We start from the raw sequence: 10,733 nt of genomic DNA, 5'->3' as shown, positions 1-10,733 counted from the left end.
ATCCCGATCTCCGCGGCCTTGCGCTGAGCGGCGCGCGGCGCCTGCCGCGAACGCCCCGCGACCGGCTAGAATCGCCGGTCATTGCGGCCGGCCCCATCGGTCGGCCGCGCTCCCGGCGCGCAGGCTGCGGCCGCCGCCACCGGCATCAGGAACCCCCATGAGCATCAAGAGCGACCGCTGGATCCGCCGCATGTCCGAACAGCACGGCATGATCGCGCCCTACGAGCCGGGCCAGGTCAAGCAGGTCGACGGCCAGCGCATCGTCAGCTACGGCACCTCCAGCTACGGCTACGACGTGCGCTGCTCGCGCGAGTTCAAGGTGTTCACCAACATCAACTCGACCATCGTCGACCCCAAGCACTTCGACCCCAAGAGCTTCGTCGACATCGAGGCCGACGAGTGCATCATCCCGCCCAACAGCTTCGCGCTGGCGCGTACGGTGGAATTCTTCCGCATCCCGCGCGACACCTTGGTGGTATGCCTGGGCAAGAGCACCTATGCGCGCTGCGGCATCATCGTCAACGTGACCCCGCTGGAGCCGGAGTGGGAAGGCCACGTGACCCTGGAGTTCAGCAATACCACGCCGTTGCCGGCGCGCATCTACGCCAACGAAGGCGTGGCGCAGATGTTGTTCTTCCAGTCCGATGCCGACGACGTCTGCGAGACCAGCTACAAGGATCGCGGCGGCAAGTACCAGGGCCAGACCGGCGTGACCCTGCCCAAGACCTGATCTCCCACTCCCTTCTTTCCGACAGCACAAGGAGCGCGCAATGAACGACCCCAATCCCTACCAGGCCCCCGACGCGGCGTTGCCGCCCGCGCTGCCGGGCATCGCCGACGGTGAGACCCTGGCCGGACGCGGCGAGCGCCTCGGCGCGGCGCTGATCGACGGCGTGATCTCGCTGGCGACGTTCCTGCCGGTGGCGGCGCTGACCGGCTATTTCGGCAAGGTCATGGACGCCGCGCGCAGCGGCGTGCAGGTGCCGTTCCTGACCACCCTCGGCTACGGCGTGCTGGGCATGGTGATCTTCCTGCTGGTGCAGGGCTACCCGCTGGCCAAGAGCGGCCAGACTTGGGGCAAGAAGCTGCTGTGGATCCGCATCGCCGACCTGGACGGTGGGCAGCCGCCGTTCTGGCGCCTGATCGCGCTGCGCTATCTGTCGACCCAGGCGATCTCGCTGGTGCCGATCGTGGGCGGCATCTACGCCCTGGTGGACGCGCTGTTCATCTTCCGCCAGGACAAGCGCTGCCTGCACGACCTGATCGCCGGCACCCGCGTGGTCAACGTCCGCCGCTGAGTCGGCGGTCGCGACACGGCGCCCCTGCGTTTGCAGGGGCCGCTTCCGAAAGCGGCTAGCGTCACGGAGACGCAGCAACTAAGAGTGGGGGATCGCTCTCACGAATCCCCACTCCCAAATCCCCAATCCCAGCCCCACCTACTTGCCGCGGCCGAACAGCATGCCGACGCCGACCGCGACCAGGATCGCCGGCCACCAGGTGGCGATCAGCCGGCCCAGGCTCAAGTTGGTCCAGCCCAGGTTGTTGGCCAGGAACACCAGGCCGATCACGATCAGCACGATGGCGGCGATCACATTGGATTTCATGGAGGCGCGGCTTCCGTAAAAAGGGCGCCTATCGTAGCCGCTGGCGCCACGCCGCAACACGCGCCTGCAACTCCTCGGCCGGCAGCCGCTGTGCGGCGCCATTGCCCCACACCGGGCCGGGCCACGCGGCATCGCCCGGGTGCCGCCCCAGCACGTGCACGTGCAGTTGCCGCACCACGTTGCCCAGCGCGCCGATGTTGAGCTTGTGCACGCCCGGCTCCTGCTGCAGCAGCTGCGAGAGCTGGTTGATCTCGGCCAGCAGCAGGCGCTGCTGGCCGCCGTCCAGGTCGATCCACTCGCTGGCCTCGGCCACCCGCGGCACCAGCAACAGCCACGGGAAGCGCGCGTCGTCCATCAGCCGCACCTGCGACAGCGGCCCGTCGGCGACGAACGCGCTGTCGGCCTGCAGCCGCGGGTCGAGGACGAAGTCGGCCACGCCGCGGCTCAGCCCAGGTGCTCGGCGAGGAACGCCAGGCTGCGTTCGCGGGCGAGCTCGGCGCTGTCGGCGTCGTAGTGGTTCGGGTCCACGTGGCGGTCGAAGCCGTGGCCGGCCGGGTAGACGAAGGTCTGCATCTGCGGCAGCTTTTCGCGGTGCTGCTGGATCGACTCGGCCGGGATGCTGCCGTCCTGCGCGCCGAAGTGGAACAGCACCGGCGCCTTCGGCGTCTCGTCGAGGAACTGGGTGTTGCGGCCGCCGTAGTAGCTCACCGAGGGCAGGCCCAGGCGCAGCGCCGACAGCAGCGCGACGCTGCCGCCCCAGCAGTAGCCCAGGGTGCCGACCTTGCCGGCCGGCGCCAGCGCCTGCGCGGCCGCCTGCACGATGTCCAGGGCGCGGTCGAAGCCGAGCGCCCCGACCAGTTCCAGGCCCTTGCGCACGCCGTCCTGGTCGTAGGCCAGCTGCGCATCCTTCTCGACCGGATCGAACAGTGCCGGCGCCAGCACCTCGTAGCCGTGCGCGGCGTAGCGGTCGGCGACCTCGCGGATGTAGTCGGTCACCCCGAAGATCTCCTGGATGACGACCAGGCCGCCGCGCGGCGCGCCCTCGGGCAGGGCGTGCCAGGCGGAAACCTGGCCGTGAGCGGTGTCGAGGGTGGTCCAGTGGCCCATGCGGGGAATCCTGTGGAGAGGGGGGAGCGGCGGATTATCCATGGCCCAGGCTAAGCCGGGGTGAGCGGGCGCACACCGGCCGGGCCGCGTCGGCGGCCCCGGCCCGGTATACTTCGCGCGCTGTTTTTCTCCCAGGCCCCCGGACCCCGGCCCCAATGTCTCTCGCGACCCCCAAAGTCGGCTTCGTCAGCCTCGGCTGCCCGAAGGCCCTTGTCGATTCCGAACGCATCCTCACCCAGCTGCGCGTGGAGGGCTATGCGATCGTGCCCAGCTACGACGCGGCCGACGTGGTGGTGGTCAATACCTGCGGCTTCATCGATTCGGCGGTGGCCGAGTCGATGGAGGCGATCGGCGAGGCCATGGCCGAGAACGGCAAGGTCATCGTCACCGGCTGCCTGGGCAAGCGCTCGGAGCAGATCCGCGCGGCCTATCCGGACGTGCTGGCGGTGTCCGGCCCGCAGGACTACCAGAGCGTGATGGAAGCTGTGCATGCGGCGCTGCCGCCGCGCCACGATCCGTTCGTCGACCTGCTGCCGCGCGGTCGTGGCAGCAACGAGGACGACATCGGCGTCAAGCTGACCCCGCGCCACTACGCCTATCTGAAGATCTCCGAAGGCTGCAATCACCGCTGCAGCTTCTGCATCATCCCGTCGATGCGCGGCGACCTGGTGTCGCGCCCGGTCGACGAGGTGTTGCGCGAGGCCGAACGCCTGGTCAAGGGCGGGGTGCGCGAGTTGCTGGTGGTGTCGCAGGACACCTCGGCCTACGGCGTGGACCTGAAGTACGCCGAACGCGAGTGGCGCGGCCGCAGCTATCAGACGCGGATGAAGGCGCTGTGCGAGGGCCTGTCGGAACTGGGCGCGTGGGCGCGCCTGCATTATGTGTATCCGTATCCGCACGTGGACGACGTGATCCCGCTGATGGCCGAGGGCAAGTTGCTGCCGTACCTGGACATCCCGTTCCAGCACGCCAGCCCGCGCATCCTCAAGTTGATGAAGCGGCCGGGCGCGGTGGAGCGCACCCTGGAGCGCGTGCAGCGCTGGCGCGCGCTGTGTCCGGAAATCACCCTGCGTTCGACCTTCATCGTCGGCTTCCCCGGCGAGACCGACGCCGAGTTCGAGCAGTTGCTGGATTTTCTCGACGAAGCGCAGCTCGATCGCGTCGGTGCCTTCGCCTATTCGCCGGTGGAGGGCGCCAGCGCCAATGCGCTGCCGGATCCGGTGCCGGAGGAACTCAAGCAGGAGCGGCTGGCGCGCTTCATGGAGCGGCAGGCGGCGATTTCCGCCGCGCGACTGGAAGCCAAGATCGGCACGGTGCAGGAGTGCCTGGTCGATCTGCTGGAGGACGGCATCGCGGTGGCGCGCTCCAAGGCCGATGCGCCGGAGATCGACGGCCTGGTGCATATCCAGAACGGCGGCGAGCTTGGGCTGAAGCCGGGCGATCTGGTGCAGGTGGAGATCACCGACAGCGACGAGCACGACCTGTTCGGCGATGCCCTGCCGGCGCAGGCGTCGTCGGCAACGCCGCTGGATCTGCGGGTGCTCTGACGCTGCAGGCGGCGGCATGCGTGGCGCCACGGCGCCGCGCGCTCACGGCGTGGCGTAGTCCACCGCCACCACCACGAAGCTGTGGCGACCGCCGGGCAGCTGCGCTTCCACTTCGTCGTCGATGCGCTTCTTCAGCAGCGCCCGCGCCAGCGGCGAATCGATGCTGATCCAGCCGCGCGCCGCGTCGGTCTCGTCCGGGCCGACGATGCGGTAGCGGCGCAGTTCGCCGCTGTCGGCATCCTCCAGTTCGATGTGCGCGCCGAAGAACACCGCCTGCGGGTCGGACGGCGCCTCGGCGACCACGCGCAGCGCTTCCAGGCGCTTGCTCAGGTAGCGCACGCGGCGGTCGATCTCGCCCAGTTGCTTCTTGCGGTAGGTGTACTCGGCGTTCTCCGAGCGGTCGCCCTCGGCCGCGGCCGCAGCCAGCGCCTTGACCACCTCGGGGCGGCGCACCCGCCACAGTTCCTCCAGCTCGGCCTTGAGCCGGGCATGGCCTTCCGGGGTGATCAGGGCGGTGCTTTTTTCGGCAGGGGGACGCCAGCGGCTCATCGGTGCGACTGCGGTGGAGCGGGGTGGCGATGCTAGCGCGTGCCTGCGGCTTGCGCACCCGCAGGCGATGGCCGAAGCTGGCGCCGCCCCGCACATGGACGTCGCTCGATGTTGATCCTGCCGCTGCACAAGCCGCTGTCGCGGGACAATTTTCCGTTGGTCACGCTGCTGCTGATCCTGCTCAACATCTCGGTGTACGCGGGCTGGCAGCGCCCCGACGCGGCGCCGCTGCGGCAGGCGCAGCGCTACTACCTGGACTCCGGTCTCGGTGCGCTGGAAGCGCCGGCCTACGCGCGCCATCTGGAACGCAGCGGTCAGCGCGAGGCGCTGGCGCAACTGCAGCAGGTACCGGCGGCGGAGCGGTCGGCCTTCGTCGGCGCCGCCACCGTGCACGACGTGCGCTTCGTGCAGGCCATGCGCGACGGCAGCGCCTTCGCCGATGCCGCTGCACAGCAGGCGTGGACGCCGCTGCGCGCGCGTTACGACGCGCTGCTGCAGCGCGTGTTCACCCTGCGCCATGTGCAGCGCAGCTCGGAATGGGCGCCGGCGCGCATGCTCAGCGCCGCGTTCCTGCACGCCGACGCCATGCATCTGCTCGGCAACATGCTGTTCCTGCTGGCGCTGGGCACGCTGCTGGAAGGCGCGATCGGCGGCTGGCGGTTCCTGGCGGTGTACCTGCTCGGCGCGTTCGGCGCCAGCGCGGCCAGCCTGTGGTGGCGTTGGGGCGAGGTCGGGGCCGGTCTCGGCGCGTCCGGGGCCATCGCCGCGCTGATGGGCGCGTTCTGCGTGGTCTGGGGCCGGCGTCCGGTGCGCTTCTTCTATTGGGTGGCGGTGCTGTTCGACTACGTGCGTGCGCCGGCCATCGTGCTGTTGCCGCTGTGGCTGGGCTGGGAGCTGTACAACCTGCTGTGCAACGGCGATGCCGGCATCGGCTTCGACGCGCATGCCGGCGGACTGATGGTCGGCGCGCTGCTCGGTGCCGTGCTGGTGGCGACCGGGCAGACGCGCGAGGCGTTCCTGCGCGACGATGGCGGGGCGCTGGCCGATGACCGCTGGGAGCGTGCGCAGACGCATCTGGGCCGGCTGGAGCACGTCCAGGCCGGCGCATTGCTGGACGCGCTGGCGGCGGAAGCGCCGCGGCGCTTCGATGTGGCGCTGGCACGCTATCGCGTGGCCGCCAATGCCGGCCAGACCGCGACGGCGCGGCTGCGTGCGTTGGACGTGCTGCGCCTGGTGGCGCCGTCCGTGCAGGAGGCGCAGCAGCAGGCGGCAGTGCTTGCCGTGGCCGGCGATCTGGATGCGTCGATGCGTGCGGCGTTGTTCGCGCGTTGGATGGCGCTGGGAATGCTGGCCGAGGTCGAGACACTGCTGGCGCAGGATGCGGTGTCGCCGCGCGAGCAGCAGGCACAGGCTTGGTTCCGGCTCGCGCTGGGCCATGGCGAACGCCAGGCCACGACGGAGTGGCGGCGCGTGCTGCAGGCGCTGGTCGAGCGCTACCCGGACCTGCCACAGGCGGACAAGGCGCGGTTCCTGCTCGCCAACGCCTGAGGGCGCTGCTCGACATTGGGTGTGGCGCGTGAGCATGTCCCGCTCCGCGTTCGACGCGCGCTAGACCGGCGCGATCGTCACCGCGCGCAACGCCGCCTGCAGCTTGCCGCGTTGCAGCTCGTCGTCGCAGCGGCTCAGCGCGTGTTCCAGCAGGCCGCGCGCCTGCGCGTCCTCGCCGAAGCGTTCGGCCAGCAGTAGGGCGGCCTGCAGCGACCAGGTGCTGTGTTCCGGTGCCTTCGGCCAGGCACGCAGCGCGGCTTGCAGGCCGTCGGCGGCGAGCCGGAACTGGCCGGCCAGCTGCGCGCGTTCGGCCAGCAGCGTGGCCTGTTCCGGCAGCAGCGGCACGAAGTCGGGATCTGCATCCAGCGCCTCGCGCTGCAGGGCCAGTGCCCGCCGTTCCTGCTTCTCCTGCAGCAGCCGGTGGATGTACTGGCGGGTGTGCTCGCGGCGTTCGTCCTGGCGCGCACTGCCGCGCAGCAGACGCTGGTACAGCTCGTGCACGCCCAGGCTCACCGCGCGGGTGCGCACTTCGCTGCGCAGCACCTGCAGCGCGTCGTCGGTATGGCCGTCGCGCACCAGCTGTTCGGCCTCGTCGAGTACGCGCTGGTCCGGGTCGTGGCGGGTGAAGCCGCTCGCGGTGTCGGCGGCAGGTTCGTAGCCCAGCACGGCGTGATACTGGTAGACCAGATAGCCCATCAGGTGGAAGGCGGCGAACAGGCCCCAGATCGTCACCACGGTGACCGCCAGGTCGGCGACCAGCGGCGGCAGGACGCGCTGCAGCCAGGCGGCGGCGCCCAGCGCGCTGGCCTGGATCACGAACAGCAGGCCGAACGCGGCCAGGTACGGCCAGCCGATGCGCAGCGCCAGGCCGATCGACACCGCCGGGTTCAGCGCGCGGCGCAGGCTGCCGTCCATCGCCAGGGAAATCAGGATGCCCGGCTGCAGCAGCACCACCGCCAGCAGCATCAGCAGGCCGCCGACCGGGCCGGTCAGCAGCAGCGCGGCGAACACCGCCACGCCGAGCAGGATCATCATCGCCAGCAGCCGCAGCACCACGCCGTCGCCGATGTCGAAGCCACGTTCCGGCGCGTCCAGGTAGCCATCGGCGGTGTGCCGCAGGATCTCGAAGGCGTACTTGTAGATGGCCAGGGTGGTGACGATGCCCAGGATCCAGCCGATGCCGGGCAGCATGCCCAGCAGGCTGCACAGGGTCAGCGCGATCAGCGCGTACAGCGCGCCGCCGCGCAGCGGATACAGCGCGATGGCGCGGGTGCGCGCCCAGAACGGTTCGGGTGTGCTGCGGTGTACGCGGCTCGCGCCCGCGCGACGACGGTCTTCCATGACGCCCCCTGTCTACGAAGTGTGACGATTGTGCGGGTCGGCTGTGGCGCACGCAATCGGGAGGCTGGCTGGGGCGGCGGCGCGATGCGGACGGCGGCACCGAGGGAGTGTGGTCGGTTGCGCAAAGCGCACCCCGTGCCGGCGCGCAGGTGTGCGTGCTGGCTACACTGCCCGGTCGAACGGCGGCAGAGGTGTGGCGGGTGCCGCGCCTGCGGCCTGCCGTGATCCCTTGTCCCTTGGAGTTTCGCTTGGACCCTTCCTTCGTTTCCGGCAACCCGCGCGTGCGCGTCACCAACATCGAAGTGCTGTCGGACAACTGGTACGTGCTGCGCAAGGTCAGCTTCGATTTCCAGCGTCACGACGGCAGCTGGCAGGCGCTCACGCGCGAGGCCTACGACCGCGGCAACGGCGCGACCATCCTGCTGTACAGCCGCGCCAAGCGCACGGTGATGCTGACCCGCCAGTTCCGTCTGCCGACCCTGCTCAACGGCAACCCCGACGGCATGCTGATCGAGGCCTGCGCCGGGTTGCTCGATCGCCACGATGCGGAGACCTGCATCCGCAAGGAGACCGAGGAGGAGACTGGCTACCGGATCGAGAACGTGCGCAAGGTGTTCGAGGCGTTCATGAGTCCGGGTTCGGTGACCGAGCGGCTGTACTTCTTCGTGGGCGAGTATGTCGATCGCGACAAGGTCGGTGCCGGCGGTGGCGTGGCCGCCGAGGGCGAAGAGATCGAAGTGCTGGAGCTGGCGCTCGATGCGGCGCTGGCGATGATCGACACCGGCGAGATCGCCGACGCCAAGACCATCATGCTGCTGCAGTACGCCAAGCTGCACGGTTTGCTGGCCTAGCGTCGCTTTATCGGTTCTTGTCTCTGCGGGTGGCATCGCCAGGATCGAAGGCCGCGCCTAACCGCGCATCCAGCGTTCTGAACGCTGCGCCTGTCGATCGCCGGTGACGACGGTGTGCGGCAGGCATGCTCAGGTGTCAGCGATGACCCATTGCACGTCCGGCACCCACGCCTGCCGCCATCGGGCCATTTTTGCCTCGGCGTCCAGCCATTGCGGGGACACCGGTGCTGCGGCCCCCAACGCCGGCGTCTTGTTCAGACAGCCGGCATTGACGGCACCGTAAAGCCGCCCCTGATGCTCGAACGTGACCGCGACCAGCACCCCGCACTGGCGGCACAGCTGGAATTGCGCGGCCTCTGCACCCTGGCGATAACGATGCACGGCCTCGGCATGCGTGGCCGTCAGTCGCAGCGTGCCGGCGGGATCGGAAACGTAGGCCGCACCATGCTTCTGGCAGAAGCTGCAGTCGCAGGCGCGCGGACGGATGTCCTCGGCCGCTTGATCCGTCGAGAACGCGACGGTCAGGCAGCCGCAGTGGCAGCTTCCCTGGAGCGTTGTCGGCTTGTCTTGCCGCGACATCATTGCAAGGCGCTCATCGCGTTCCTGTCCATGCTGGAGCTTCCTTCGGCGTCGGCCGCGCTCAGCGCTTGCCGCCGAAGATACTGCCGAAGATGCCGCGCACGATCTGCTGGCCGATGCGGTTGCCGATGGTGCGCGAGGTCTGCTTGGCCATCGCCTCGAGCATGCCCTGGCGGCGCTTGGTGCCGAACACCGCGTCCTTGACCGCCTGGCCGAAGCCGCTGTCCTGCGCTTCGTCCTGTTCGCGGGTGCGTGCCGGCGGCGCGGCGCTGTGGTCGGCGCTCTGCTCGACCCGGCGCGCCAGCAGTTCCGCCGCCGATTCGCGATTGACCGGCGTGTCGTAGCGGCCGCCGACCGGGCTGCCGGCGCGCACCTGCGCGCGCTCGGCGTCGGTGATCGCGCCCATGCGGCAGCGCGGCGGGGCGATCAGGGTCTGCTGCACCGGTGCCGGCACGCCCTTGTCCTGCAGCGTGGACACCAGCGCCTCGCCGGTGCCGAGCTGGGAGATGGCCTTGGCCACGTCCAGCTTGGGATTGGCTACAAAGGTTTCGGCGGCGGTGCGCACCGCCTTCTGATCGCGCGGCGTGTAGGCGCGCAGCGCGTGCTGCACGCGGTTGCCGAGCTGGCCGAGGATGCTGTCGGGCACGTCGTCCGGGAACTGCGAGCAGAAGTACACGCCTACGCCCTTGGAGCGGATCAGCCGCACCACCTGCTCGATGCGCTGTACCAGCGCCGGTGGCGCATCGTCGAACAGCAGGTGCGCCTCGTCGAACACGAACACCAGTTTCGGCTTGTCCAGGTCGCCCACTTCCGGCAGCCGCTCGAACAGTTCCGACAGCAGCCACAGCAGGAAGGTCGAGTACAGCCGCGGCTTGAGCACCAGTTGCGCGGCGGCGAGGATGCCGATCACGCCGCGACCGTCGTGGTCGACCCGCATCAGCTCGGCCAGGTCCAGCGCCGGTTCGCCGAAGAAGCCTTCGCCGCCGTCCTGGGCCAGGCGCAGCAGCGCACGCTGGATCGCCGCCACCGACTGCGCGCTGACCAGGCCGTACTCGGTGGAGATGTCCTTGCGCTCTTCCACCACCAGCGCCAGCAGCGCACGCAGGTCGTCCAGGTCGAGCAGCAGCAGGCCGCGGTCGTCGGCCAGCTTGAACACGATGTCGAGCACGCCGGCCTGGGTGTCGTTGAGTTCCAGCACGCGCGCCAGCAGGGTGGGGCCCATCTCGCTGACGGTGGTGCGTACCGGATGGCCGAGCTTGCCGTACAGATCCCAGAACAGCACCGGGTTGGCGGCCGGGGCGTAGTCGGCCACGCCGATCTCCCGGGCGCGCTGCAGCACCTTCTCGCTGCCGTCGCCGGGCATCGCCAGGCCGGCCACGTCGCCCTTGACGTCGGCCAGGAACACCGGCACGCCGATGCGCGAAAAGCCTTCGGCCAGCGTCATCAGGGTCACGGTCTTGCCGGTGCCGGTGGCGCCGGCAACCAGGCCGTGGCGGTTGCCCAGGCGCGGTTGCAGCAGCACTGCGATGTCGTCGGTCACGCCTTTGCCTAGCAGGATCGGGTCCATATCGGGGTCCGCAATGAGATGCCCGGATTCTAGAACGTAC

Annotated in this window: 12 protein-coding genes; 5 read left to right on the top strand and 7 right to left on the bottom strand. The window is 69.7% G+C overall.

What is annotated here, in order from left to right:
- Nucleotides 1-157 precede the first annotated feature (157 nt).
- Both dcd and D183_RS0111490 read left to right on the top strand, forming a co-directional pair.
- On the top strand, nt 158-730 hold the full coding sequence (gene dcd / locus D183_RS0111495) for a dCTP deaminase (RefSeq protein ID WP_010340509.1): 573 nt from the start codon (nt 158-160) through the stop codon (nt 728-730).
- 40 nt (nt 731-770) lie between these two features.
- Nucleotides 771-1,298 carry an RDD family protein gene (locus D183_RS0111490; protein ID WP_017909118.1) on the top strand — a complete coding sequence of 176 codons (528 nt, stop codon included), beginning with the start codon at nt 771-773 and terminating at the stop codon, nt 1,296-1,298.
- A gap of 138 nt (nt 1,299-1,436) precedes the next feature.
- Here D183_RS0111490 and D183_RS26740 read toward each other — a convergent pair whose 3' ends face one another.
- From D183_RS26740 to D183_RS0111475, 3 genes are read right to left on the bottom strand one after another with little or no spacing between them, the layout of a single operon-like run.
- The gene (locus D183_RS26740; protein WP_003467495.1) at nt 1,437-1,604 is read right to left on the bottom strand and encodes a LiaI-LiaF-like domain-containing protein; all 168 of its coding nucleotides are present in this window, start codon (nt 1,602-1,604) and stop codon (nt 1,437-1,439) included.
- 28 nt (nt 1,605-1,632) lie between these two features.
- Nucleotides 1,633-2,040: an HIT domain-containing protein gene (locus D183_RS0111480; RefSeq protein WP_017909117.1), complete on the bottom strand. Its 408-nt coding sequence runs from the start codon at nt 2,038-2,040 to the stop codon at nt 1,633-1,635.
- Between the two features lie 8 nt (nt 2,041-2,048).
- Nucleotides 2,049-2,711: a dienelactone hydrolase family protein gene (locus tag D183_RS0111475; RefSeq protein WP_017909116.1), complete on the bottom strand. Its 663-nt coding sequence runs from the start codon at nt 2,709-2,711 to the stop codon at nt 2,049-2,051.
- Nucleotides 2,712-2,866: 155 nt separating this feature from the next.
- Here D183_RS0111475 and rimO point away from each other — a divergent pair, with 155 nt between their 5' ends.
- The gene (gene rimO, locus D183_RS0111470; protein WP_017909115.1) at nt 2,867-4,258 is read left to right on the top strand and encodes a 30S ribosomal protein S12 methylthiotransferase RimO; all 1,392 of its coding nucleotides are present in this window, start codon (nt 2,867-2,869) and stop codon (nt 4,256-4,258) included.
- A 42-nt stretch (nt 4,259-4,300) separates the two neighbouring features.
- Here rimO and greB read toward each other — a convergent pair whose 3' ends face one another.
- Nucleotides 4,301-4,807 carry a transcription elongation factor GreB gene (gene greB / locus D183_RS0111465; protein ID WP_017909114.1) on the bottom strand — a complete coding sequence of 169 codons (507 nt, stop codon included), beginning with the start codon at nt 4,805-4,807 and terminating at the stop codon, nt 4,301-4,303.
- 108 nt (nt 4,808-4,915) lie between these two features.
- Here greB and D183_RS0111460 point away from each other — a divergent pair, with 108 nt between their 5' ends.
- A complete protein-coding gene (locus D183_RS0111460) occupies nt 4,916-6,355 on the top strand; it encodes a rhomboid family intramembrane serine protease (protein ID WP_017909113.1) in 1,440 nt (479 codons plus the stop codon).
- Nucleotides 6,356-6,415: 60 nt separating this feature from the next.
- Here the strand turns inward: D183_RS0111460 and D183_RS0111455 are convergent, their stop codons facing one another.
- On the bottom strand, nt 6,416-7,696 hold the full coding sequence (locus D183_RS0111455) for a membrane protein (RefSeq protein ID WP_017909112.1): 1,281 nt from the start codon (nt 7,694-7,696) through the stop codon (nt 6,416-6,418).
- Between the two features lie 248 nt (nt 7,697-7,944).
- Between D183_RS0111455 and nudK the strand changes: the two genes are divergently transcribed.
- Nucleotides 7,945-8,547: a GDP-mannose pyrophosphatase NudK gene (gene nudK / locus D183_RS0111450; RefSeq protein ID WP_017909111.1), complete on the top strand. Its 603-nt coding sequence runs from the start codon at nt 7,945-7,947 to the stop codon at nt 8,545-8,547.
- Nucleotides 8,548-8,676: 129 nt separating this feature from the next.
- On the opposite strand, the gene D183_RS0111445 is transcribed toward nudK, so the two are convergent.
- Both D183_RS0111445 and D183_RS0111440 read right to left on the bottom strand, forming a co-directional pair.
- Nucleotides 8,677-9,129 carry a GFA family protein gene (locus D183_RS0111445; RefSeq protein WP_017909110.1) on the bottom strand — a complete coding sequence of 151 codons (453 nt, stop codon included), beginning with the start codon at nt 9,127-9,129 and terminating at the stop codon, nt 8,677-8,679.
- A gap of 58 nt (nt 9,130-9,187) precedes the next feature.
- Nucleotides 9,188-10,693, bottom strand: a complete 1,506-nt coding sequence (locus D183_RS0111440) for a helicase HerA-like domain-containing protein (RefSeq protein WP_017909109.1) — start codon at nt 10,691-10,693, stop codon at nt 9,188-9,190.
- Between the last annotated feature and the right edge of the window lie 40 nt (nt 10,694-10,733).

Source organism: Xanthomonas sp. SHU 199 (assembly GCF_000364665.1).
Taxonomy (GTDB): Bacteria; Pseudomonadota; Gammaproteobacteria; order Xanthomonadales; family Xanthomonadaceae; genus Xanthomonas_A; species Xanthomonas_A sontii.
The sequence above is the reverse complement of the archived record's forward strand: the minus strand, read 5'-3'. Positions and strand labels throughout refer to the sequence as shown.

What these genes read in the sequence shown, in the direction of transcription:
- dcd (WP_010340509.1), top strand. Translation starts at nt 158, where the DNA reads ATGAGCATCAAGAGCGACCGCTGGATCCGCCGCATGTCCGAACAGCAC.
- D183_RS0111490 (WP_017909118.1), top strand. Translation starts at nt 771, where the DNA reads ATGAACGACCCCAATCCCTACCAGGCCCCCGACGCGGCGTTGCCGCCC.
- D183_RS26740 (WP_003467495.1), bottom strand. Translation starts at nt 1,604, where the DNA reads ATGAAATCCAATGTGATCGCCGCCATCGTGCTGATCGTGATCGGCCTG.
- D183_RS0111475 (WP_017909116.1), bottom strand. Translation starts at nt 2,711, where the DNA reads ATGGGCCACTGGACCACCCTCGACACCGCTCACGGCCAGGTTTCCGCC.
- rimO (WP_017909115.1), top strand. Translation starts at nt 2,867, where the DNA reads ATGTCTCTCGCGACCCCCAAAGTCGGCTTCGTCAGCCTCGGCTGCCCG.
- greB (WP_017909114.1), bottom strand. Translation starts at nt 4,807, where the DNA reads ATGAGCCGCTGGCGTCCCCCTGCCGAAAAAAGCACCGCCCTGATCACC.
- D183_RS0111460 (WP_017909113.1), top strand. Translation starts at nt 4,916, where the DNA reads ATGTTGATCCTGCCGCTGCACAAGCCGCTGTCGCGGGACAATTTTCCG.
- D183_RS0111455 (WP_017909112.1), bottom strand. Translation starts at nt 7,696, where the DNA reads ATGGAAGACCGTCGTCGCGCGGGCGCGAGCCGCGTACACCGCAGCACA.
- D183_RS0111445 (WP_017909110.1), bottom strand. Translation starts at nt 9,129, where the DNA reads ATGATGTCGCGGCAAGACAAGCCGACAACGCTCCAGGGAAGCTGCCAC.
- D183_RS0111440 (WP_017909109.1), bottom strand. Translation starts at nt 10,693, where the DNA reads ATGGACCCGATCCTGCTAGGCAAAGGCGTGACCGACGACATCGCAGTG.